At 69.1% G+C, this 21,410-nt stretch carries 20 protein-coding genes and 2 pseudogenes; 14 read left to right on the top strand and 8 right to left on the bottom strand.

Going from position 1 to position 21,410, the window contains the following annotated elements:
* Window positions 1-13: 13 nt before the first annotated feature.
* Both FGD71_RS49085 and FGD71_RS26340 read left to right on the top strand, forming a co-directional pair.
* Window positions 14-155, top strand: a pseudogene (locus tag FGD71_RS49085) (IS5/IS1182 family transposase); the annotation flags it as partial.
* Between the two features lie 113 nt (window positions 156-268).
* Window positions 269-682 (top strand): hypothetical protein, encoded by a 414-nt coding sequence (locus FGD71_RS26340; protein ID WP_119103005.1) that lies wholly within the window; start codon window positions 269-271, stop codon window positions 680-682.
* A 93-nt stretch (window positions 683-775) separates the two neighbouring features.
* Here FGD71_RS26340 and FGD71_RS26335 read toward each other — a convergent pair whose 3' ends face one another.
* The 3 genes from FGD71_RS26335 to ilvA all read right to left on the bottom strand — a co-directional run bounded on the left by FGD71_RS26335 (window position 776) and on the right by ilvA (window position 4,096).
* On the bottom strand, window positions 776-1,639 hold the full coding sequence (locus FGD71_RS26335) for an ABC transporter permease (RefSeq protein ID WP_119103004.1): 864 nt from the start codon (window positions 1,637-1,639) through the stop codon (window positions 776-778).
* Window positions 1,636-2,652 (bottom strand): ATP-binding cassette domain-containing protein, encoded by a 1,017-nt coding sequence (locus FGD71_RS26330; protein ID WP_119103003.1) that lies wholly within the window; start codon window positions 2,650-2,652, stop codon window positions 1,636-1,638. The genes FGD71_RS26335 and FGD71_RS26330 overlap by 4 nt, the downstream gene beginning before the upstream one ends.
* 214 nt (window positions 2,653-2,866) lie before the next feature.
* Window positions 2,867-4,096, bottom strand: a complete 1,230-nt coding sequence (ilvA, locus tag FGD71_RS26325) for a threonine ammonia-lyase (RefSeq protein ID WP_119103002.1) — start codon at window positions 4,094-4,096, stop codon at window positions 2,867-2,869.
* Window positions 4,097-4,259: 163 nt separating this feature from the next.
* Here ilvA and FGD71_RS26320 point away from each other — a divergent pair, with 163 nt between their 5' ends.
* The 3 genes from FGD71_RS26320 to FGD71_RS49075 all read left to right on the top strand — a co-directional run bounded on the left by FGD71_RS26320 (window position 4,260) and on the right by FGD71_RS49075 (window position 5,803).
* Entirely contained in the window at window positions 4,260-4,757 is a 498-nt protein-coding gene (locus FGD71_RS26320; RefSeq protein ID WP_181359278.1) for a MarR family winged helix-turn-helix transcriptional regulator, read from the top strand.
* A 288-nt stretch (window positions 4,758-5,045) separates the two neighbouring features.
* Window positions 5,046-5,555 (top strand): sigma factor-like helix-turn-helix DNA-binding protein, encoded by a 510-nt coding sequence (locus FGD71_RS49080; protein ID WP_119103001.1) that lies wholly within the window; start codon window positions 5,046-5,048, stop codon window positions 5,553-5,555.
* Window positions 5,552-5,803, top strand: coding sequence for a hypothetical protein (locus tag FGD71_RS49075; RefSeq protein WP_420878350.1), 252 nt, complete (start codon window positions 5,552-5,554; stop codon window positions 5,801-5,803). Before FGD71_RS49080 ends, FGD71_RS49075 begins: the two co-directional genes overlap by 4 nt.
* Before the next feature lie 58 nt (window positions 5,804-5,861).
* Here FGD71_RS49075 and FGD71_RS26305 read toward each other — a convergent pair whose 3' ends face one another.
* A complete protein-coding gene (locus tag FGD71_RS26305; protein ID WP_162931226.1) occupies window positions 5,862-7,016 on the bottom strand; it encodes a cystathionine gamma-synthase in 1,155 nt (384 codons plus the stop codon).
* A 224-nt stretch (window positions 7,017-7,240) separates the two neighbouring features.
* Here FGD71_RS26305 and FGD71_RS26300 point away from each other — a divergent pair, with 224 nt between their 5' ends.
* A complete protein-coding gene (locus FGD71_RS26300) occupies window positions 7,241-8,359 on the top strand; it encodes a hypothetical protein (protein WP_119102999.1) in 1,119 nt (372 codons plus the stop codon).
* 151 nt (window positions 8,360-8,510) lie between these two features.
* Here the strand turns inward: FGD71_RS26300 and msrA are convergent, their stop codons facing one another.
* Window positions 8,511-9,023: a peptide-methionine (S)-S-oxide reductase MsrA gene (gene msrA / locus FGD71_RS26295; RefSeq protein WP_033323708.1), complete on the bottom strand. Its 513-nt coding sequence runs from the start codon at window positions 9,021-9,023 to the stop codon at window positions 8,511-8,513.
* A gap of 1,026 nt (window positions 9,024-10,049) precedes the next feature.
* On the opposite strand from msrA, the gene FGD71_RS26290 reads away from it, so the two are divergent.
* Window positions 10,050-10,921 (top strand): IS5 family transposase gene (locus tag FGD71_RS26290; RefSeq protein ID WP_420878349.1). Its coding sequence is split into 2 segments (ribosomal slippage): window positions 10,050-10,416 and window positions 10,416-10,921, totalling 873 coding nucleotides; the frame shifts between segments, so codons are not numbered across the junction.
* A gap of 166 nt (window positions 10,922-11,087) precedes the next feature.
* On the opposite strand, the gene FGD71_RS26285 is transcribed toward FGD71_RS26290, so the two are convergent.
* Window positions 11,088-11,687: a TetR/AcrR family transcriptional regulator gene (locus tag FGD71_RS26285; RefSeq protein ID WP_119102998.1), complete on the bottom strand. Its 600-nt coding sequence runs from the start codon at window positions 11,685-11,687 to the stop codon at window positions 11,088-11,090.
* A gap of 169 nt (window positions 11,688-11,856) precedes the next feature.
* Between FGD71_RS26285 and FGD71_RS26280 the strand changes: the two genes are divergently transcribed.
* The gene (locus tag FGD71_RS26280; RefSeq protein WP_119102997.1) at window positions 11,857-13,302 is read left to right on the top strand and encodes an FAD-dependent monooxygenase; all 1,446 of its coding nucleotides are present in this window, start codon (window positions 11,857-11,859) and stop codon (window positions 13,300-13,302) included.
* Window positions 13,303-13,678: 376 nt separating this feature from the next.
* Here the strand turns inward: FGD71_RS26280 and FGD71_RS26275 are convergent, their stop codons facing one another.
* Window positions 13,679-14,602, bottom strand: coding sequence for an LAETG motif-containing sortase-dependent surface protein (locus FGD71_RS26275; RefSeq protein WP_119102996.1), 924 nt, complete (start codon window positions 14,600-14,602; stop codon window positions 13,679-13,681).
* Window positions 14,603-14,951: 349 nt separating this feature from the next.
* On the opposite strand from FGD71_RS26275, the pseudogene FGD71_RS50225 reads away from it, so the two are divergent.
* From FGD71_RS50225 to FGD71_RS26245, 6 genes and pseudogenes are all read left to right on the top strand, one after another.
* A pseudogene (locus FGD71_RS50225) lies at window positions 14,952-15,443 on the top strand (DUF4291 family protein); the annotation flags it as partial.
* Between the two features lie 114 nt (window positions 15,444-15,557).
* Window positions 15,558-16,748, top strand: coding sequence for an alginate lyase family protein (locus tag FGD71_RS26270; protein WP_240436777.1), 1,191 nt, complete (start codon window positions 15,558-15,560; stop codon window positions 16,746-16,748).
* A 149-nt stretch (window positions 16,749-16,897) separates the two neighbouring features.
* Window positions 16,898-17,407 carry a DUF4291 domain-containing protein gene (locus FGD71_RS26265; RefSeq protein ID WP_240436779.1) on the top strand — a complete coding sequence of 170 codons (510 nt, stop codon included), beginning with the start codon at window positions 16,898-16,900 and terminating at the stop codon, window positions 17,405-17,407.
* Between the two features lie 205 nt (window positions 17,408-17,612).
* A complete protein-coding gene (locus tag FGD71_RS26255) occupies window positions 17,613-18,719 on the top strand; it encodes a serine hydrolase domain-containing protein (RefSeq protein WP_119102994.1) in 1,107 nt (368 codons plus the stop codon).
* Window positions 18,720-18,795: 76 nt separating this feature from the next.
* Window positions 18,796-19,758, top strand: a complete 963-nt coding sequence (locus tag FGD71_RS49070) for a DUF3885 domain-containing protein (protein ID WP_240436776.1) — start codon at window positions 18,796-18,798, stop codon at window positions 19,756-19,758.
* 98 nt (window positions 19,759-19,856) lie between these two features.
* Window positions 19,857-20,042: a hypothetical protein gene (locus FGD71_RS26245; RefSeq protein ID WP_119102993.1), complete on the top strand. Its 186-nt coding sequence runs from the start codon at window positions 19,857-19,859 to the stop codon at window positions 20,040-20,042.
* A 163-nt stretch (window positions 20,043-20,205) separates the two neighbouring features.
* Here the strand turns inward: FGD71_RS26245 and FGD71_RS26240 are convergent, their stop codons facing one another.
* Entirely contained in the window at window positions 20,206-21,255 is a 1,050-nt protein-coding gene (locus tag FGD71_RS26240) for an aldo/keto reductase (RefSeq protein WP_119102992.1), read from the bottom strand.
* Window positions 21,256-21,410: the final 155 nt, after the last annotated feature.

Raw genomic sequence — 21,410 nt, 5'->3', positions numbered from 1 at the left:
AGGGCGAAAGTCGGCCGCCGTCGGCAGGTCCACCACCACGGCTGACGGCGCCCCCCCCCGGCACCGGACTGGTCATTCCACACCGCCGCGAGTGCGGCCCATCCGAACTCCCGACGTGGAAAAGAAGAAATCACCGCCGCGCTCATTCCCGAGCGACTGTTGCCTCTTCGGGCAATGCACCAAGGTCCAATAGCGGCGGACACAGGGCGCAGGCAGGATGACATGTGCAGGCCAACCTGCCTGCTCCGCCCCGGAAGGAGTCAGCCCAGTGCGCACAAAGCGCTCCGTCGCGGCCACCGTCGCGACCCTTGCCCTGCTCGCCGGCAGTGCCGCCACGGCGAGTGCGACCGACGTATCCCCGGCTGCTTCGAAGGACGTCAGCGTCAGCGCCGTGAAGCTGACCCCGAAGCCGCCCAAGAGGAAGAACGGGCGCGTCTACGCCCGGGCGAAGATCACGGGCACGATGCCGAAGGGCGCCAAGACCTGCGTCTCACTGCTGCAGGCGCACCCGTACACCCCCGACGTCCAGGTCGCCAACGCCTGCACCAAGCGACGCACCGGCTGGGTGTGGACGTCGGTGAAGCTGGCCGGCTGCGGCTCGTACAAGTCGCTGTCGTTCTACAAGCACAACGACAAGACACGGCAGTTCAAGCGCTCCACCAGCAACGTGCACTGCTCCTGACGGCGGTCGCTGACCTGCCGTGGACGACGGCGTGGCCCCTGTGCACATCGTGCACCGTGGCCACGTCGTCCATACGGGACGCCGGGTCGTTCGTCAGGCCGTCGCCGAGCGGTACTTGCGCACGGCCAGGGTGCGGAAGACCACGATGATCAGGACGGCCCAGAGGATCGAGGCCAGGACCGGCTGCTCCATAGGCCAGGCCCCGGTCAGCGATTTGGGCTGGTTCGCGACGGTGTTGCCGAAGAGCTGCCTGGCCGCCGCCACGGTGGCGCTGAAGGGGTTCCACTCCGCGATGTGCTGCAGGAACGTGGGCATGCCCTTGACCGGCACGAAGGCGTTCGAGATGAACGTCAGCGGGAACAGCCAGATCAGGCCGCCCGACGTGGCCGCCTCCGGGGTCCGCACCGAGAGTCCTATCAGCGCGCCGATCCACGAGAACGCGTAGCCGAGCAGGAGCAGCAGGCCGAAGCCGGCGAGGACCTTGCCCATGCTCTCGTGGGTACGCCAGCCGATGAGCAGCGCGACGACCGCGAGCACGACGAGGGTGAGCGCGGTCTGCACCAGGTCGGCGAGGGTGCGGCCGGTGAGGACCGCGCCGCGCGCCATCGGCAGCGAGCGGAAGCGGTCGATGAGGCCCTTGTGCATGTCGTCCGCGATGCCCGCGCCCGCGCCCGCCGTGGCGAAGGTGACGGTCTGCGCGAAGATGCCCGCCATCAGGAACTCTCGGTAGGGCCCGGCGCTGCCTTCGGGGGCGCCGGGGATGTCGATGGAGCCGCCGAACACATACGTGAAGAGGACCACGAACATGATCGGCTGGATGAGCCCGAAGATCACCATCTCAGGGATGCGGCTCATCCGGATCAGATTGCGCTTGGCGACGACCAGGGAGTCCCGTACGGACTGACCGATGGCACCCCCCGGCTGTACGGCCCGCACCGTGTCGGTGACGGCACTCATGAAGCGGTCTCCTTCTTGGCCTTGGCCTTGCGGCCCTTCGTGTCCTGCACCACGCCGTTCCCCTCGTCCTCCGCATCGGCGTGGTGTCCCGTCAGGGACAGGAAGACGTCGTCGAGAGTGGGGCGGCGCAGGCCGATGTCGTCGATCTCGATACCGCGGGTGTCCAGCTCGCGGATCACCTCCGCGAGGAGCTTCGCGCCGCCGGCGACGGGCACGGTCAGCTTGCGCGTGTGTTCCTCGACGCTGGTCTCGCCCTTGCCGAAGCCGCGCAGCACCTCCGAGGCGGTCGCTATGTGCTCGCGCTCGTGCACGACGACCTCGACGCGCTCGCCGCCGGTCCGCGCCTTGAGCTGGTCGGAGGTGCCGCGGGCGATGACGCGGCCGTGGTCGACGACGCAGATGTCGTGGGCGAGATGGTCGGCCTCTTCGAGGTACTGGGTGGTCAGCAGCAGTGTCGTGCCGCCGGAGACCAGCTGCTTGATGACCTCCCACAGCTGCTGGCGGTTGCGCGGGTCGAGGCCGGTCGTCGGCTCGTCCATGAACATGACCGGCGGCGATACGACGAGCGCCGCCGCGAGGTCCAGCCGGCGGCGCATACCGCCGGAGTACGTCTTGGCCGTGCGGTCGGCGGCGTCGGCGAGGTTGAACTGCTCGAGCAGCTCGTCCGCTCGCACCTTCGCGTCCTTCGCCCGCATCTGATAGAGCCGGCCGACCATCTGGAGGTTCTCGCGGCCGGTCAGATACTCGTCCACCGCGGCGAACTGGCCGGAAAGGCCGATCGAGCGCCGCACCTCGTTGGGGTGCTTGAGCACATCGATGCCCGCGACGATCGCCTTGCCCCGATCGGGCTGGAGCAGGGTCGTCAGGCATCGCACCGTGGTGGTCTTGCCCGCGCCGTTCGGGCCCAGCAGGCCCAGGACGGTGCCCTCCGGGACATCGAGATCGACGCCGTCCAGAGCCCTTACGTCACCGAAGGTCTTCACGAGACCTTCGGCGTAGATGGCGCCTGGCATGTGAGTTCCCCCAAGGGTTGCGTTTCTACGGAAGGAGCTTGCTCGTGACGCAGCTGTGGCAGGTGACACACCGTAACGCGATGTATCGCGTTTCTCAACGGGTTTTTCCGACCTGAATCCGAGCGGCTCGGCAACACCGGGGCGAGCACCGCCGACGACCCGGTACGCGGCAGCCGTACACGACGTACGACGCCCGTACGCGGCGGCCGTGCCCTCAGTCGATGACCGTGTAACCCGCCTCCCGCAGCGCCAGGCCCACCTCGGCGCAGTGCGTCGGCCCCTTCGTCTCCAGGTGCAGCTCGACCTCCGCCTCCGTGAGCCCGAGCCGCGGATCGGTCCGTACGTGGCTCACGTCAAGCACGTTAGCGTCCACCACTGACAACACCCCGAGGAGCGTGGCGAGGGCGCCGGGGCGGTCCGTCAGGCGCAACCGGACCGCCAGGTAGCGGCCGCCCGCGGCCATGCCGTGCCGCAGGATGCGCTGCATCAGCAGGGGGTCCACATTGCCGCCGGACAGCACCGCCACGACCGGCCCCTCGAACTCCTCCGGCCTGCTCAGCAGCGCCGCGACCGGGCTCGCGCCGGCCGGCTCGACGACCAGCTTCGCCCGCTCCAGGCACAGCAGCAACGCGCTCGACAGGTCGTCCTCGGAGACCGTACGGACCTCGTCCACCAGCTCGCGGACGATCCGGAACGGCACGTCGCCGGGCCGCCCCACCTTGATGCCGTCCGCCATGGTCGCCGGGTTCTCGATCGACACCGGGCGCCCGGCCGACAGCGAGGGCGGGTACGCCGCCGCGCTCGCCGCCTGCACCCCGACGATCCGTACGTCCGGCCGCAGCGACTTCACGGCGACCGCGATGCCCGCGGCGAGCCCGCCTCCGCCGATCCCGACCACGATCGTGCGCACCTCGGGGCACTGCTCCAGGATCTCCAGCCCGACCGTGCCCTGGCCCGCGATGATGTCGGCATGGTCGAAGGGATGGATGAACACGGCGCCCGTCTCGGCCGCGTACTCCTGCGCGGCGGCCAGCGTCTCGTCCACCACCGTGCCGTGCAGGCGCACCTCGGCGCCGTAGTGCCGCGTGGCGGCGACCTTCGGCAGCGGGGCGCCCGTCGGCATGAACACCGTGGAACGCACGCCGAGCAGCGAGGAGGCCAGCGCGACGCCCTGCGCGTGGTTGCCGGCGCTCGCCGCGACGACGCCCGCGGCCCTCTCCTCGGGAAGCAGCCCCGCGATCCGCACATACGCGCCGCGCAGCTTGAACGAACCCGTCCGCTGCAGGTTCTCGCACTTGAAGTGCACCGGCGCACCCACCAGCCGGGACAGGTACCTGCTGCCCTCCATGGCGGTCACGCGCGCCACACCCGTGAGCATCTTCTGGGCGCCCCGCACGTCGTCGAGGGTCACCGTCGGCAAGGAGTCAGCCGTGCTGTAGCTCATGACCACCAGTCTCGCAGGCCACGCGGAGCACCATTGGTAGTGACCACGGTCCGGGACCGGTTTGCTCAGCCCCGGTACGGCCCGCGCCCCGTCCGCGTACTCTGTCCCCCAACCCAGCCCCACGCAATGAATAGAGCCCCCGGCCATGCCCACAACACCTGAAATGTCGATGGACATGACGACCGTCGGTGACACCGGTCTTCTCGAATCGCTCCAGCATGAGGTGGCGGTGTTCGCCCGCCGTGCAGAACAGACCCGCCTCGGCGGGGTCGGGCAAGTCCGCAACTCCATGGACCGAGCCGCGTATCTGCTGCTCAACCGCCTCGACAAAGAGGGCCCGATGGGCGTCAAGGCGCTCGCCGCGAGCATGGGCATCGACTCGTCGACGGTCACCCGTCAGGTCGCCCCGCTCGTCGACACCGGGCTCGTCAAGCGCACCTCGCATCCGGAGGACGGACGCGCGGTGGTGCTCCAGCTGTCGCCACGCGGACTCTCCCGCCTGGAGGAAGTCCGCTCCTCCAGGCGCCAGTTGATGGCCGAGCTCACGCAGGACTGGGCCCCGGAGGAGCGGGAGGCGTTCTGCGCACTCCTCACACGCTTCAACGTCGCGCTCTCGGCCCGGATGGCCACGCCTTCCATGGAGGAGCCGACGCCGTCCTGAGCGCCGCGCACCACGTACCGCGCACCGCGTGCCACGCCGCCACGCCGACCGACGGCGACCACGCACCGCGGACATGGCTGCGACCGATCACGCCCGCACAGCCGTCCGGCCGCCGGAATCCGGCCGCCGGGACTGCGTCGTGCCGGACTCTTGACCGGGGGGCCGTGCCTGGCCTCATATGAGACCGGGCCCCCTTGTAGTACACGACCAGTACGCGATCGCCCTCAGTGGTACGCCGCCGCGCTCGTCGTACGCCCGGGGCCCGGTTTCCCCGAGTCGGGAGGAGCGGTGCGAGAACGGCAGGCGTTCCAAGGCGCCCGCCGAGCCCGGGAGTTCGAGGCATTCGTCGCGGGCGCGGCAGGGCGACTGCTGCATGCCGCCACGCTGCTCACCGCGGAGCCCCCGCACGACAACCCGCGCGCGCGGCGCCTGCTCACAGCGGCTCTCGCCCATACGTACGCCATCTGGGACCGGCTGCGCGGCGAGGACCCGTACGACCGCGCCCGGGAGCAATTGGCGGTGCGCTTCGCGCGCGGGGCCTGGCACCAGTACGGCGGACTGGGCTGGGCACACCCGCGCGGCCGCCCGAACACCGGCGGCGTACTGCGCCACCTCACTCCCCAGGAGCGCCTGATCCTGGTCCTGCGGATGTACGAGGGCGTGGGCGAGGAGCAGACGGCGGCGCTGCTTGGGCTGCCCCTGGAGCGCGTACGGGCGATCTGTGCCCGCGCCATGGCGACCGCGCTGCATCCACCGCGGGAGCCGGCGCCGACGGTGGCGAAGGTGGCGCCGTCATGAGCGCGCTGAACCGCAGGGAGGACGCCGTCCGCCGCATGCTGGAGGGCGCGCCGCCGTCCGTGCCGCCCGACCTGCACGCGGATGTGGTGCGGCGCGGCCGCCGCATGCTGCGCCGCAGGAAGGCGGCCCGGCGCCTGCTCTGGCTGCTGCTGCTCGCGGCGGCGGTCGCCTTCGTGGTGTGGGCGTCGATGGCCCGGCCGTGGGTGGAGCCGCCGTCGGAGACGACTCCACCACTCACCGGCTGGTAGGCGTACGGGCTGGTCGGCGTTGCGGGCTGGTGGGCACCGCGCTCGGACCGGCAGGCGTTCAGCCGAGGGCCTGTGTGAGGTCCTGGAGCAGGTCGTCGGCGTTTTCGATGCCTACGGAGAGGCGTACGAGGTCGGCGGGCACCTCGAGCGCCGAGCCGGCCACCGACGCGTGGGTCATGCGCCCCGGGTGCTCGATGAGGGACTCGACGCCGCCCAGCGACTCGCCCAGCGTGAACACCTTGGCGCGGTTGCAGACCTCGACGGCCGCCTCCTCGCCGCCCTCGACCTGGAAGGAGACCATGCCGCCGAACGCCTTCATCTGCTTGGCTGCGACCTCGTGCCCCGGGTGCTCCGGGAGACCCGGGTACAGAACGCGCGTCACGCGCGCGTGCCGGGTGAGCATCTCGGCGACCTTCTCGGCGTTCTCGCTGTGCCGGTCCATCCGTACGGCGAGCGTCTTGATGCCTCGCAGCACCAGCCAGCAGTCGAAGGGCCCCGCGACCGCGCCCATCGCGTTCTGGTGGTACGCCAGCTCCTCGCCCAGCTCTTCGTCGTTCACGACGAGCGCGCCGCCGACGACGTCCGAGTGGCCGCCCATGTACTTGGTCAGCGAGTGCACGACGACGTCCGCGCCGAGCGCGAGGGGCTGCTGCAGGTAGGGGCTGGCGAAGGTGTTGTCGACGACCAGTTTGGCGCCCGCCTCACGCGCGATCTGGGCGACGGCGGCGATGTCGGTGATGCCGAGGAGCGGGTTGGACGGCGTTTCCACCCAGACGGCCTTCGTCTTCGGCGTGAGGGCGGCCCGTACCGCTGCCGGATCGCTCGTGTCCGCGACGGACCACTCGACGCCCCACCTGGAGACGACCTTCGCGAACAGACGGAACGTACCGCCGTACGCGTCGTTGGGGATGACCACGTGGTCGCCGGGGGCGAGCAGCGTACGCAACAGGCAGTCCTCGGCCGCCAGTCCGGACGCGAACGCGAGGCCGCGGCGACCGCCCTCCAGGGCGGCGAGGTTCTCTTCCAGGGCGGTCCTGGTGGGGTTGGCGCTGCGGCTGTACTCGTAGCCACCGCGCAGCCCGCCGACGCCGTCCTGCTTGTAGGTCGAGACCTGGTAGATCGGCGGGACGACCGCGCCGGTGAGGGGATCGGCGGTGTTCCCCGCGTGGATCGCCACGGTTTCGAAGTGCTGGCTGATGTGCCTGTCGCTCATGGGCACCGAGGGTAGTGCGCCGCGGGGATTCGTGACGGTGGATGGCAGCGGGTCGGCTCTGCGGGGGGGCGCGGGGCGCTGCGAGACACCTTCGTGACTCTCTGCTTCGTGACTCTCTGCGAGACACCTTCATGCCCCTCTCCGAGGCACTTTCGTGGCCCTCTCAGGACCTTTGTTCGTGACCAGGTTGGCCAATTGTCGGACCCGTCTGGTTCGCTTGTGTCATGGAGATTCTCTGGGTCCTGATGGCGCTGGTCATGCTGGGCTTCGTCCTCGGGCCGATCTTGATGCGCAGGCGTGCCGGCATCCAGCAGGTCGCACCCGGCGACCCGGACGCGGCCGACCCGGCGAACTACGGCTTCCTGCGCCAGGAGGAGCTGGACATCCGTATGCCCGGCCCCGACGAGGACCTGCTGGAGGTCCTGGACCTGGTGCAGCGCAGCCAGGATTACCGTGCCGCGTCGCAGCTCCTCGCCGGCACCGAGATGGACGGCGAGCTGCGCTGGCAGCGCGTACAGGCCTTCGCGGGCGCCGCGTCGCTGGAGCTGCAGCAGCGCCCGGGCGGGGTCGCCGAGAGCCCCGGCGGGCAGTGGCTGCGGGTGTGGCGGGCCGAGAATCCCAAGGACGCCGGCGGCGCTGCGGTGCACGCGGAGTTCCTGGTGCAGCAGGCATGGCGCACGTCGACGCCAGGGACGGACGAGTTCCGGATCATCATGGAGGAGGCCAGGGAGGCCTGCGGCGATGCGGCGCTGCTCTCCCCCGGTGACCCGATCCCGTACATCATCGAGCTGTCCGTGGGCCGCGGGCTGGCGTATTCGCAGGCGGAGTTCGAGAAGCTCTGGCTGAAGATCCTGGACCGCGCCCCGTCGCACATGGGGGCACATCTGGCGGCTCTGCACTACTGGTGCGAGAAGTGGCACGGCTCGCGCGAGATGGCGTACGCCTTCGCGGAGGCGGCGGCGGCGCGCGCGCCGCAGGGGTCGCTGCTCGCGGCGATGCCGCTCTTCGCGGTCTTCGAGCACCTGCCGGAGGTCAACCTCGTGCGGGCCTTCTACCAGAGCGAGGTCGTCACGAAGGCGGTCCACGGCGCGCTCTACGCGGTGCACGCGGCCCGCTCCGACGACCCGATGCTCGCGCACGTCCGCCACCTCCTGGTGTTCTTCCTGGTACGCGGCGAGCGCTGGGCGGAGGCGATGAACCAGCTGGTGCATGTCGACGGCCACGTGGGGGCGCTGCCATGGACGCTGACGCCGGACCCGGCGGCGGACTACGCGGTCTACCGGGCGCTGGCGGTAGCGGGGTACGAGGCGAACGGAGGAAGCCCCGCGACGCTGCCGCACTGAGCGAGCGGGACTGAGCGAGCGGGACTGAACGAGCGGGACTGAACGAGCGGCCAGGCTGACCGGGCCCCACGCGTCGCCACGACCGACGGCTGAGCCGCACGGCTTCAGCACTGCGGGGCACTACCTCGGCGATCGGGGGGCCACCTCGCGGTCAGCCTTCCGCGCGGGCGGGCAGCCGCCATCCCGGGCGCGGGAAGTGGCAGGTGTAACCGTCCGGGTAACGCTGCAGGTAGTCCTGGTGCTCGGGCTCGGCCTCCCAGAAGGGGCCGACCGGCTCCACCTCGGTGACGACCTTGCCGGGCCACAGCCCGGAGGCGTCCACATCCGCGATCGTGTCCTCGGCGATCCGCTTCTGCTCGTCATCCACGTAGTAGATCGCCGAGCGGTAGCTGAGGCCGATGTCGTTGCCCTGGCGGTTCTTGGTGCTCGGGTCGTGGATCTGGAAGAAGAACTCCAGGATCGCGCGGAAGTCGGTCTTCGCGGGGTCGAAAAGGATCTCAATGGCCTCCGCGTGCGTGCCATGGTTACGGTACGTCGCGTTCGGCACGTCACCCCCCGTGTATCCGACCCGGGTCGCCGTCACGCCCGGGAGTCGGCGGATCAGCTCCTCCATCCCCCAGAAGCATCCGCCGGCCAGCACGGCCCTCTGCGTCTGCGCAGCCATTACGGCCCCTCTCATATCTGTCAGCTCGGTCACTCGGGCTACTCGGCTCGCACACCACCGGCATCCCATGCCCACTGTCCTCAACGCGCGAGGGTTCCAAGCGATTCCGTGCCCGTCCGACCCGCCCTGCGGTTGGCCGCCGCGAGGAGTGCACCCACCTGTTGCCTCCCCACGCCGGTGCCCTGATCCGGAGACCCCTGTGGCTCACCCGTCGCAGGCGTAGACCTGTGACCCGCTCACCTGCCAGCGGCTGGCCGAGCCCGATGGTGATCATCACTCTGTCTGCCGCAGTGCTCCTCTGGTCCTTCTTTCACGCTCCGGTGACCAGCGGGCTCCGGTCAGAGGACGCGCCGACGACTGCCGTACCAACGCGACCGGCATCCTCATGGGCTGTCCTATCCATCAACACCGGTGACAGAAGCTCAAGATGCTGATCTTCCGGCGGCGAGTGCGCGAGTTCTGCTCTGGGCTGTTCTCGGACCGGAAGGCAGCCCTCATCACGCTCGCAGCTAAGTGACCCGTCCGAGACGAACTGGGGGGGCGTCCTGCCCGACGGGCATCGGCCCAGCCCCGGACAAGTACAGTCGACCCAGCGGGCTAGCTAAACAGCGGATAGGACCTGACCATCTCAGGGCCAACTGCCAAGCGATAGGGGTGGGTTGCCTGTATCGCGGCCCCCTGCTAGCCTCTGCCCCATCCCGCCAAGGCCCCATGTGCAGCAAAGATTAATTTGCGCACATGGAAAATTGGTGGGTAAGAAATAATTTAGCCCGCCGAGAGGCGGGTTTTTTGCGTATTCGGTCAAAACAAATTCGGGGCGGGGGTGAAATGCAAATGTGGAAGAAGCTAATTGAAGAGATTGGACGGACAGTCCGGCACGCGCTGGGGAGCTCCGACCGGACTGTCCGTCTCTGTCTGATCATGACCGTAGGTGCTGGCCTCCTGCTCTTCGCGGGAGTCATGCTCCTATGGGCACAGACCGCCAAAGTCTAGCCAGAGCACGATGGCTTGCCTAGGCAGTTTCGTTTGGATCAGTCGGTCGTTGGTCCAGGTGTGCCGTTGACTGATGCGCAGTGGGCGCGGATTGAGCCCTTACTCCCGGACCGGACGCCGAAACGGGGTGGCCGCTGGCGGGACCATCGTGAGGTGATCGACGCGATCGCCTACAAGCTCCAGACCGGTACCCAGTGGGTCCATCTGCCGGAGAAGTACGGCAACTGGCGAGGGGTCTACAACCGGCTGCGGATGTGGGCCGTCGACGGGACCTGGGAGCGGGTATTCACCGCGCTGATGGCCCAGGCCGACGCGGAGGAAGACCTCAACTGGGCGGTCTCGGTGGACTCCACGATCGTGCGGGCTCACCAGCACGCGGCCGGGGCCCGCAAAAAGGGGCCCCGGCCGGTGAACCGGACGACCATGCCATCGGCCGGTCCCGTGGCGGACTGACCACAAAGATCCACCTTGCTGCCGACGACCGCTGCCGGCCTCTCGCGTTCGTCCTGACCGCAGGCCAGGTCGGCGACGCACCTGCCTTCACGGACGTCATGGCCCGCCTGCGGGTTCCCCGCCGCCGAGGACGGCCACGCACCAGACCGGACGTGGTTCTGGCGGATAAGGCGTACTCTTCCCGCGCGATCCGCGAGCACCTGCGCAAGCGCGGCATCCGGGCAGTGATCCCCGTCCCCGCTGACCAGCGCGGACACCGGCTGCGACGGGGCAGCCAAGGCGGCCGGCCACCGGCCTTCGACCTGGAGGCATACAAGCAGCGCAACACCGTCGAGCGGTGCATCAACCGCCTGAAGCAGTGGCGAGGCATCGCCACCCGCTACGAGAAGACCGCCACCATCTACCTGGCCGGACTCCACATCGCAGGCATCTTCCTCTGGTCCGGCCGATGATCCAACGAGACCGCCTAGGCGTGTCAGGGGCTCGGCGGGTTCTCGGCGCTCGGCTGGCCTCCTGGGCCCGGATTTCTCGGCGCCCGGCGGGTCTCTCATGTACTGGGCGGCCTCCCAGCGCCCTACCGGTCCCGTGGCCCCGGCGGATACGAGTGCTCGGCAAGCCTCAGGGACTCGGCGCGGTCAGGTACCGCTGGATCGTCGGTGCCAGCCATGCCACGATCTCCGCCCGCGCCAGCCCCACCGCCGGTGGCATCCGCAGCACGTACCGCGTGAGCGCCAGCCCCAGCAGCTGCGACGCCATGAGTGCCGCCCGTGCCGGGACCTGCTCGGGGTCGGGGCACACCTGCCGGGCGACCGGCAGCAGCTGGTCCCGCAGGATGCCCTGCATGCGCTCCGCCCCGGCCTGGTTGGTCACGCCGACCCGCAGCAGGGCGGTGAGGACCTCGTTGTTCTCCCACATGTCGAGGAAGTGCTCGACGAGGATCCGCCCCGCGTCCTGCCGGCGGTCCGCCCCGCTCACGTCCGGCAGCCGCAGGTCGATGGCGACGGCCGCCGCGAAGAGGCCCTCCTTGTTGCGGTAGTACCGCATCACCATCGACGGATCGATGTTCGCGTCCTTGGCGATGGCGCGGATGGTGGCTCGCTCGTAGCCGTCGGTCGCGAAGCGCTCGCGGGCCGCCGCGAGGATCGCGCCGCGAGTGGCGTCGGAGCGGCGGGGGGCGCCGGAGCCGGGAACCGTGGAGGTGCTGTCGCTGCCGTTCATGCCAACAAGCGTAGGCCAACGGGCGTAGGTCAACAAGTGTTCGCCAACAATTGTTTGCCAACGACTGTTGACATCCTTCTTGGCGTCTCGCTATCTTCGTCAACGATCGTTGGCCAACATTTGTTGGCACTAGGTGAGGGCAAGCAAGCGTTGGCAACAGGAGGCCACCATGAACGGCACCGCCACCCACCGCACCGTGATCGTCGTCGGCTCCGGCCCCACCGGCCTCCTCCTCGCCGGTGACCTCGCCACATCCGGCGTCACCGTGACCCTCATCGAGAAGCGGCCGCGCAAGATCAGCAACCTCTCCCGCGCCTTCGGGGTGCACGCCCGCACTCTGGAGCAGCTCGACGCCCGCGGCCTCGCCGACGAACTCCTCACCACCGGCGACACCATCACCGGCCTGCGGCTCTTCCGCCGCCTCTCCCTCGATCTGAGCACGCTGCCCTCGCGTTTCCCGTTCCTGCTCATCACCCCGCAGTACGAGGTCGAGCGGCTCCTGGAGCGGCGGGCCCGGGAGGCTGGGGTCGCGTTCGCGTACGAGAGCGAGGTCGTGGGGCTGCGGCAGGACGACGAGGGGGTCGACCTCGACGTGCGCGGCGCGGACGGGGCGGTCGTCACCCGCCGGGCGGCCTATGTCGTCGGCGCCGACGGTCACCGGAGCGCCGTGCGGGAGGCGATCGGCCTGGACTTCCCCGGTGTCTCCGTCATCAAGTCGCTGATCCTGGCCGATGTCCGGCTGGCCGAGAAGCCCGGGGGCGTCCTCACCGTCAACGGCCGCGGCGACACCTTCGCGATGATCGCCTCCTTCGGCGACGGCTGGTACCGGGTCATGGGCTGGAACCGCCGTAACGAGGTCTCCGACGACGCCCCGCTCGACCTCGACGAGGTCAAGGAGATCACCCGCCGTGCCCTGGGCACCGACTACGGCATGCACGACGCCCGCTGGCTCTCCCGTTTCCACAGTGACGAGCGCCAGGCACCGCACTACCGGGTCGGGCGGGTCTTCCTCGCCGGGGACGCCGCGCACATCCACTCCCCGGCCGGCGGGCAGGGCATGAACACCGGCCTCCAGGACGCCGCCAACCTGAGCTGGAAGCTCGCCGCGGCCGTCCAGGGTCGGGCGCCCGAAGGGCTCCTCGACAGCTACGAGGCCGAGCGCCACCCGGTCGGCAGGGCGGTGCTGCGCAGCAGTGGCGGACTGGTCCGGCTGGCCCGCGCGCGGAATCCGCTGCTGCGTGCCGCCCGCGCCCTTGTCTCCGCTTTCGTCGACATCGCCCCGCCCGTCCAGCGCAAGGCCCTGGGTCAGATCACCGGGATCGGCTACGCCTACCCCGCCCCCCGCGGCGCCCACCGCCTCACCGGCACCCGCGTCTCCGACGTCGCCCTGAAGGACGGCAGGCTCTACGAGGCGCTGCGCGGCGGCCGGTTCGTGCTGATCACGCCCGGGACGTACGAAGGCCCCGGTGTCCGTGAGGGGTGGCTGATCGTGGAGCGCTGGGCGGGCGACCGCCGGACGACCGTCCTGGTCCGGCCCGACGGATACGTGGCCTGGGCGGCGGAGGGTGCGGACGCGGCGGGGATCGAGGAGGCGGTGGCCCGGTATCTGGGCTAGGCCCTCTCGGCTGGATCATCCCGGCGCCGCGGGGTCAGGGCGGTCGAGAGGCGCCGCACCTCACGGCCGGGCTGATCCGAACGACAGGGCCTAGTTCGGGCGTCGCCAAGGGGTGCCTTGACCCGCGAGGTCAAGGCACCCCGTACCACACCCACCCCGGGATGAGTTCACATGGCAGCGTGCGCTCACGGGGACGGGGGCAAGCCAAGTACCCCATTAGGGACGAACTGGGGAGCCTCCCGCCCGACGGGCGTAGCTCCGGCTCCCGATGCCACGGACAAGTAGCCAGTGCCGTGAGCCCAGGTGCCTGAAGAGGGCGGCCTTGGCACAGGCAAGACGTACTACGGAACTGCGGGCCTACTACGGAACCGCGGAGTCAGGAACCGGTCTTGGCCGCGCGGCGGCGTCGGGTCGCGATGATGATCGTGCCACCGCCCGCGAGGAGCACCGCGGCGCCGGCCGCGAGCGGCATGGTGGCGCTGCTGCCGCCGGTCTCGGCGAGGGGCGGATTGGAGCCGTTGGGCGTCGGCGCGGCCGGCGGGGTGGACGACTCGGACTCGGAGGGGGTCGGGCTCGACGGAGTCTCGGAGGCGGGCGGGGGCGTCTCGGATGCCGGAGTGGTCGGCGTCGGCGGCTGGGCGGGCTCGGGTGCCGTCGGGGTCGGGGTGCCCGGCGTTTCGGACGGCTGTTGCGTGCAGTCCTTCGTGCCGCCGTTCCATGCGGCGATCAGCTTGTCTTTGATGACCGGGCGGTCCGGGCCCTTGGGCAGGTCGCCGTGCTCGAAACCGTCGTTCGCGTCGAAGTGGCCGTCGAACTTGACCGCGCCGCGGTACAGGTCGATCTGCGCGAAGCAGCCCGCGTCCGGCACCGCGATGTCGAGGGAGCCGGTGGCGCCCGGCTTGACCGTCACGCTGTCGAAGTCGTGGAAGACCTGCAGGCCGGAGGTCTTGAAGGTGGCTCCGTGGGCGCGGTACGCGGCGAGCGAGGCGGTGCAGGTGGTGGCGTCACCGGCGGTACGGACCGTGACGTGGACCTTGCCGTCGTCGCTGGGCTTGAGGTTCTGGTCGTCGACCTTGACCGAGTCGTAGAAGTTGGCCCCGTCGAGGGAGAACTGGCAGCGATCGGTCTCAGTCTTCGTGCCCGCGCCTGTGCCGGGCTTGTAGCCGTCGTCGGACTTCCAGCCGTCGCCGCCGGGTGTACCGGTGGCCCAGGCGCCGGTGGCAGAGGCGGCGCAGAGGGTGATTGCTGCGGCGCCCGTCCCCAGCAGTCGTCGCAGGGTGACACGTCTCGCTATGGACATGCGGATCCCATTCTTGGCTTGTACAGGACCCGGGTGACGGCAGCAGGGCAGCACGCGGCGGCCGGCCGTACCGGGGTGAGTGGTCGAAGACTCACTGGGCTCATTGGTCACATGCGCCACAGTGAGACCACATGGTGGATCTCCTGCCCGGACACTGTCAACCTGCGGTAATACACAGGGAGTTCACACGCCATCACATTTCCGCCACAGAGGGAATGATCTGGTCCGCCACGCAACCGCGAACGCCGGGCCGAGCCTGAGATGTCCGTTCAGCGTCTTCCGTGGCGGTCGTATCCCCGCCGGGGGGAGGCGGCGGTCAGGGGTAGGCGGTGGTGCGGGCGACGTGGGTATGCCGGGCAGACGCGCTGGCAAACCGCTTCCAGTTCGTCGCCGACCGCCAGCGCCGCTTCGGCGTGGAGCGGCTTTGCGCCACCCTCGGCATCGCCCGCTCGAGCTTCTTCTACTGGCTCCAGACCACGCCCGCGAGGGCCGAGCGTCAGGCCGCCGACGCGAAACTCGCCGCGAGAATACGCAGGTGCACCACGAATCCGACGGCACCTACGGCGTCTTGCGCGTCACGGCCGAACTCCGAGCCAACCGCAGAAAGGACCATGAACGATGCTTGACCTGGGTCAAGCCGTCGTTCCTGTGGATGATGTACCGCTGCGGCTGGGGTACGAAAGCCGGTCAGGAGACCGCCCTGGCTGTCGAGATCACACGCGACGGCTTCGAGTGGGCGTTGCGCCACGCATGCCTGTCGAGCTACGTCCGCGGAGTGCACCCCCACCTCGCCACCTGGCAGCGCCAACTGAAGCGCGCGCCCACTCGCATCCAGTGGGACCCCGAGCGGGTGGACCGCTGTCTATTGACATGTACACAAGCCTTTCTTATGGTCCAGGCCAATCTTTCTTCATTCGGAACTGTGTTCTCATTCGTGAACAGAAGAGGTCATCGGATGACACGAACCAGAACCGCTCTGCTGAGTGTTCTCGCCCTACTGGCCGGCCTGCTGAGCCTTCAGCTCACCGGCCCGGCCCCACGGGCAACGGCCGCACCGACAACCTTCACCCACCCCGGCGTGCTCGTGAGCCGGGCCCAACTCGACTACGCCCGGTCAAAGGTGCAGGTCGGCCAACAGCCATGGAAGACCGCGTACGACAACATGATGGCCAGCTCCTACGCTTCACTGTCGCGTACCGCCAAGCCGCGGGCCGTCGTGGAGTGCGGGCCGTCGTCCAACCCCAACCGCGGCTGCACCGACGAGCGTCAGGACGCCATCGCGGCCTACACCCAAGCGCTCGCCTGGTACTTCACCAGGGACGCCAGGTACGCCAAGAAGTCGATCGAGATCATGGACGCCTGGTCCGCGACCATCACCGACCACACCAACAGCAACGCCCCGCTGCAGACCGGCTGGGCCGGATCGACCTGGCCGCGCGCCGCCGAGATCATCAAGTACACCTACGACGGCGGCTGGCCGGGCGCGGGCCGCTTCGCGACCATGCTTCGCACCGTCTACCTGCCCGAGGTGATCAACGGCGCAGCGACCAAGAACGGCAACTGGGAACTGGTCATGACCGAGGCGGCGATCGGTATCTCGGTCTTCATCGAGGACCGCACCAGCTACGACAAGGCGGTCAGCACCTACCTCGCCCGGGTTCCCGCGTACATCTACCTGACCAGTGACGGCGCCCTGCCGAAGCCGCCGGCGGGCAGCAGCATCGACACCAGCGCCGAGATCATCAAGTACTGGCAGGGCCAGAGCACCTTCACCAACGGCCTCTCCCAGGAGACCTGCCGGGACTTCGGGCACACCGGCTGGGGCATCGCTTCCATAGCCGACATCGCGGAGACCAGCCGCATCCAGGGCCAGGACCTCTATCCGAGGATCCAGGACCGGCTGCGCTACGCGCTGGGCTTCCACACTTCCTACGAGAACGGCACCGCCGTACCTTCCTGGTTGTGCGGCGGCTCGGTCAACAAGGGCCTCGACCAGGTCACGGAGGTCGGGTTCAACGCCCTCCAGAACCGCCTCGGGATCAGCATGTCCAACACCCAGAAGTACACCGAGGAACACCGGCCCTCCGGCACGGACAACTACTTCAACGCCTGGACGACCCTCACCCACGCCAACAACCCCAGCTAAGGACCACCGCCGACCCGCCCGGCCCCGCAGGGGCAGTACGTCGGCAGGATCCCTGCCGACCCCTGCGGGCTGAGCGGTACCGGGCTGATGGGCGTGCGCGTCGGCGGTTCCACGGAACTTCGGACGCTGGGCGACCGAGCACGGCGACGATCTTCTCTAAGCCCAGGAGAGCAGTGCCGCAAGAGGTCCGCGAGAGAGGCTTGACGTGTATCAAGCCGTCGTTCCTGTGGATGATGTACCGCTGCGGCTGGGGTACGAAAGCAGGTCAGGAGACCGTCCTGGCTGTTGAGGTCACGCGCGACGGCTTCGAGTGGGCGTTGCGCCACGCGTGCCTGTCGAGCTACGTGCGCGGGGTGCACCCCGACCGCGCCACCTGGCAGCGTCAGCTGAAGCGCGCACCCACTCGCATCCAGTGGGATCCCGAGCGCGACCTGCATCTGCACGCCCTGCCGTACCGCTCCCTGCAACTCGGCCTCGCCGGTGAGGCCGTACGGCGCTACGCGGACGAGTGGACGGTCGCCATCAGCGATGTGACCCCACTCGTACGTGAGATCCACACGCTCGTCGGCAGCGGCGACCTCGACTCGGCGGCCCGGCTACTGCCACAGGAGCGTCCCTACCCTGCCGCAGACGAACTGCTGACCCACCTGCGTCCGTGACCACAACCAACGGTCCCCAAGGGTCACATGGCATCACAGGCTCGCCGGGACGGGCGTCAAGCTAAGTACCCCGTTCGAGACGAACTGGGGAGCGTCCTGCCCGACGGGCATCGCCCCGGCGTCGGAAGCCACTGAGGGGCAGTCGCCGCCGGCGGGCCGGGAATTCAGTTGCCTCGCGTCACCCCAGGCTGGCTAGATTCTCCGCATGGCGGACATTCAGGGCTCATACGATGATCTGTTCACTGCCGTGCCCAGCGCGCTGGCGGCATTGCTGGACGAGGGAGACGCCGGTGGCTCGGTGGCCGTCTTCGTGGATGGCCGGCCGGTGGTGGACGTCTGGGGCGGATTCACCGACGCCGACCGTACGATCCCGTGGCAGCGCGACACGATCGTCAACGTCTGGTCCGTCACCAAGACGATGACCGCGCTGTGCGCCCTGGTTCTCGCCGACCGTGGCGAACTCGACCTGGCCGCGCCGGTCGCCCGGTACTGGCCGGAGTTCGCCGCGGCGGGCAAAGAGAAGGTGCTGGTACGCCACCTGCTCGCGCACACGGCTGGCCTGCCCGACTGGGACGGGCCGGTGGCGGAGCTGTACGACTGGACGTCCGCCACGGCACGACTGGCCGCGCAGGCTCCGCAATGGGAGCCGGGCAGCGAGGCCGGATACCACTCGCTCACCCAGGGATTCCTCGTGGGCGAGGTCGTACGCCGCATCACCGGCCGGACTCTGGGCGCGTTCTTCGCCGACGAGGTTGCCGGCCCGCTGGGCGCGGACTTCCACATCGGCCTGCCCGCCGAGCACGACCACCGGGTGGCGCTCACGATCCCGCCACAGTCCCGGGACGACGGCTACGCCGCGAGTGCCCCCGCCAGTGGCGCGACTCCCGCCGCCGGGACACCGATACGGGTCCACGACGGGAACAGCGTGGCCTGGCGCCGTGCGCAGATCCCCGCGGCGAACGGTCTCGGCAACGCCCGCTCGGTCGCCCTCGTCCAGTCCGTGATGGCCTGCGGAGGATCGGTGCGGGGGGCGCGGCTGCTGTCGCAGGCGGGTTGTGACCGTGCCCGGGAGGAGCAGTTCCACGGCGATGACCGCGTCCTGGGCATGCCGATGCGCTGGGGTCTGGGCTACGGACTCTTCGGCGACACCTACGGGTGGGGCGGTTGGGGCGGCTCACTGGTCGTGATCGATCCTGACGCCCGTATGGCAGTGGCGTACGTGACACATGAGATGCGCGAGCCCGCGGACGACAATCGGGGACTGGAGATCGTCACGGCTGCGTATGACGGGCTCACGGGTCTGCGCGCCTGATCCAATGGGTCACATGGCAGCACAGGCTCGGCGGGATCGGGGTGTCCTGCCCCATCGGGGTCGCGAGGGCCGACGGGTGAGCGCTGGGGTCACCCCCGCGCTGCCGGCGGGATTGTGGCAGGAACGGCGACCGTCGGGGCCGCCCATCGCCCACACGTTCCGCGGTACGTACGCGGACCGCTGGGTGCGCTTCCACAGCCTCCCCGGCTCGAAGCGCTACCCGGAGTCCGAGGACGAGTACGCGATCGTGCTGGACCGGTACAACACGATCCTCGACGAAGTGTTCGCGGGCGCGGAGGTGTTCGTGGTGACCATGGACTGGTCGACCACACCGACCGGGCTCGCCGGATACCCGACACCACGACGGACACTGCACCCCGACGGCATCCACTGGTGGACCGAGTCGGACCAGGACGACCCCGACCCGGAGTTCCACACCCACACACGTCTCTACGCCGACCGGCGGCCATGGCGACGCGGCTGCGTCGATGAACTGCTGCGCGCCGTCGCGGACGAGGCCCTCGTCGAGGTCTTCCTCACCGACACGGACCTTCGTCGCATCCACCACCCGTACGACGGCGGCGCAGACGTCATCCTCGCCACGCCCGCGGAACGAGACCAACTCCGCGACCAGCACACCGAATGGCTCTCCAGCCACCCGGCCGGTCTCTACCAAAGGAACGGCTGCTACTGCCGGCATCTCACCCGTCGGGGGCTGACAGGCTGGATGCACGTCGTGGGGGGCGATCGCTCGGGAACAGTCGCCTGCCACGCCTCACGGGGAGCGTCGTGCCCGACGGGGCATCGCCATGCCCGTACGGGCCGAACAGCCCCAGATCAGTCGCGGTCACCCTCGCGCGCTCGCCGAAGACCCGGTCCGGGTCGGCCTCGCCGTCGACCCCGGGTGCGTAACGGCGCAAGCTGCGATTCCTGCATGTATGGCCGCTCGCACGACGCCTTCCTCTGGTTCGATGATTTATTTCGGCTTATAGCCCAGGAGCGCGCCGAGAACCTTGAAAGACACGATGTAGACGTATGACATTCCGCTGGCAGGACCGATCAGCCCATACCTTCACGACCCTGGGTAAAAGCTCAACTGCCAATGCTGACCGACCTGTTGCAAGTAACGTCGCCGGTATGAGTCATGAAGTCCACATAGAACGCGCCCCCGCTCCCGGGGGCGGCATCCAGATCACGGTCAGCCTGTCTCCCATGGTTTTGGCAAAACTCCAAACGGAGGACTCCTGGACGGAAGAGATCAGCGAAGGCCAGGTCACGGGCGACGGACCGGCCATCAGCCAGATCGAGTTCAGGGTTTCGTAGGCCTCGTTGCAGTTCCTCCCTGTCGAATGCATGGCACCGGGTCCAGCTGAAATTGATGCTCAGCGTTGCCGGAATAGATCGCTTCAAGTCCAAGGTCCCGCGGGACGACCATCGGTCTCTCGTCCACGCGGCGCCCACAGCAATCCAGTGTGGTCCGCTCGTTTCAGGCGGCGGGCCTGGACTCGGCCGGGCGTCGCCGGAGCGTCGGCGTGGTGAGCGGGGGTGGAGTCCAGACGCCGTCCGGGGGGTAGACGTCGGTACCGGGTGGCACGATTTCGTCGATCCGGTCGAGGACGGCGTCGTCCAACATCACGGAAGTGCCCTTGAGCGTGTTCCGCAGTTGCTCCATCGTGCGGGGGCCGATGATCACCGACGTGACGGCTGGATGCGCGAGCGGGAAGGCTACGGCCAACTCCGGCAGCGAGCAGCCCACTTCCTCGGCCACGGAAACGAGTTGCTCGACCACCTCCAGCTTCGCGGCGGTGCGCGGCGCGGAGGGATCGAAGCGGTCCGGGTGCAGGGTGGGGCGTCCCCTGCTCAGATCGAGAGCCTGCCCCTTCCGGTAACGGCCGGTCAGGAACCCCGAGGCCAGCGGGCTCCACGTCAGCACCCCCATACCCAGGCGCTGCGCCGCCGGCAGCACATCCTTCTCGACGCCTCGGGCCAGCAGCGAGTAGGGCGGCTGCTCGGTGCGGAACCGCTGGAGCCCGCGGCGATCGGCCACGTGGTACGCCTCGACGATCTGGTCCGCCGGGAACGTGGAGCAGCCGAACGCTCTGATCTTGCCCTGCCGTACAAGATCGGTCAGGGCGGAGAGCGTCTCCTCGATGTCGGTCGTGTGGTCCGGCCGGTGCACCTGGTACAGGTCGATCCAGTCCGTTCCCAGCCGCCGCAGGCTGTCCTCCACCTCCCGGACGATCCAACGCCGCGAGTTGCCGCCGCGGTTGGGGCCGTCGCCCATGGAGAAGTGGACCTTTGTAGCGAGTACCACGTCGTCGCGGCGGCCCTTCAGCGCCTTGCCGACGATGGTCTCCGACTCTCCGGCCGAGTACATGTCGGCGGTGTCGACGAAGTTGATCCCCTCGTCGAGCGCGGCGTGGATGATGCGGACGCACTCGTCGTGGTCGGCGTTGCCGACGAAACCGAACATCATGGTGCCGAGGCAGTAGGGGCTGACCTCGATGCCGGTCCCGCCCAGAACGCGGTGGCGCATGCATCTCTCCTTGGACGTCGTCCTGTTGGGAATGCCGCGACCTTACGAGTTGAAGTCCGCTCCAGGGCAAGCATCGCGCCGCTTGCTCCGGGCGTCGTGGCCCTTGTCATGGTGGAGCTTGCCGGGCCTGCATGTTCCCCGAGCCGATCGCACGG

Source organism: Streptomyces sporangiiformans (assembly GCF_005768555.2).
In the GTDB taxonomy this organism is placed as follows: domain Bacteria; phylum Actinomycetota; class Actinomycetes; order Streptomycetales; family Streptomycetaceae; genus Streptomyces; species Streptomyces sporangiiformans.
Note: the sequence above shows the minus strand (reverse complement) of the source record. Positions and strands in the feature narration are given on the sequence as shown.

Excerpts from the sequence above, each read along its gene's own strand:
- FGD71_RS26330 (WP_119103003.1), bottom strand. The coding sequence starts at position 2,652 with ATGCCAGGCGCCATCTACGCCGAAGGTCTCGTGAAGACCTTCGGTGAC.
- FGD71_RS26305 (WP_162931226.1), bottom strand. The coding sequence starts at position 7,016 with ATGAGCGACAGGCACATCAGCCAGCACTTCGAAACCGTGGCGATCCAC.
- FGD71_RS49075 (WP_420878350.1), top strand. The coding sequence starts at position 5,552 with ATGAGCGCGCTGAACCGCAGGGAGGACGCCGTCCGCCGCATGCTGGAG.
- FGD71_RS26285 (WP_119102998.1), bottom strand. The coding sequence starts at position 11,687 with ATGAACGGCAGCGACAGCACCTCCACGGTTCCCGGCTCCGGCGCCCCC.
- FGD71_RS26270 (WP_240436777.1), top strand. The coding sequence starts at position 15,558 with ATGACACGAACCAGAACCGCTCTGCTGAGTGTTCTCGCCCTACTGGCC.
- FGD71_RS26240 (WP_119102992.1), bottom strand. The coding sequence starts at position 21,255 with ATGCGCCACCGCGTTCTGGGCGGGACCGGCATCGAGGTCAGCCCCTAC.
- FGD71_RS26245 (WP_119102993.1), top strand. The coding sequence starts at position 19,857 with ATGAGTCATGAAGTCCACATAGAACGCGCCCCCGCTCCCGGGGGCGGC.
- FGD71_RS26280 (WP_119102997.1), top strand. The coding sequence starts at position 11,857 with ATGAACGGCACCGCCACCCACCGCACCGTGATCGTCGTCGGCTCCGGC.
- msrA (WP_033323708.1), bottom strand. The coding sequence starts at position 9,023 with ATGGCTGCGCAGACGCAGAGGGCCGTGCTGGCCGGCGGATGCTTCTGG.
- ilvA (WP_119103002.1), bottom strand. The coding sequence starts at position 4,096 with ATGAGCTACAGCACGGCTGACTCCTTGCCGACGGTGACCCTCGACGAC.
- FGD71_RS26300 (WP_119102999.1), top strand. The coding sequence starts at position 7,241 with ATGGAGATTCTCTGGGTCCTGATGGCGCTGGTCATGCTGGGCTTCGTC.
- FGD71_RS26335 (WP_119103004.1), bottom strand. The coding sequence starts at position 1,639 with ATGAGTGCCGTCACCGACACGGTGCGGGCCGTACAGCCGGGGGGTGCC.
- FGD71_RS26275 (WP_119102996.1), bottom strand. The coding sequence starts at position 14,602 with ATGTCCATAGCGAGACGTGTCACCCTGCGACGACTGCTGGGGACGGGC.
- FGD71_RS26320 (WP_181359278.1), top strand. The coding sequence starts at position 4,260 with ATGTCGATGGACATGACGACCGTCGGTGACACCGGTCTTCTCGAATCG.
- FGD71_RS26255 (WP_119102994.1), top strand. The coding sequence starts at position 17,613 with ATGGCGGACATTCAGGGCTCATACGATGATCTGTTCACTGCCGTGCCC.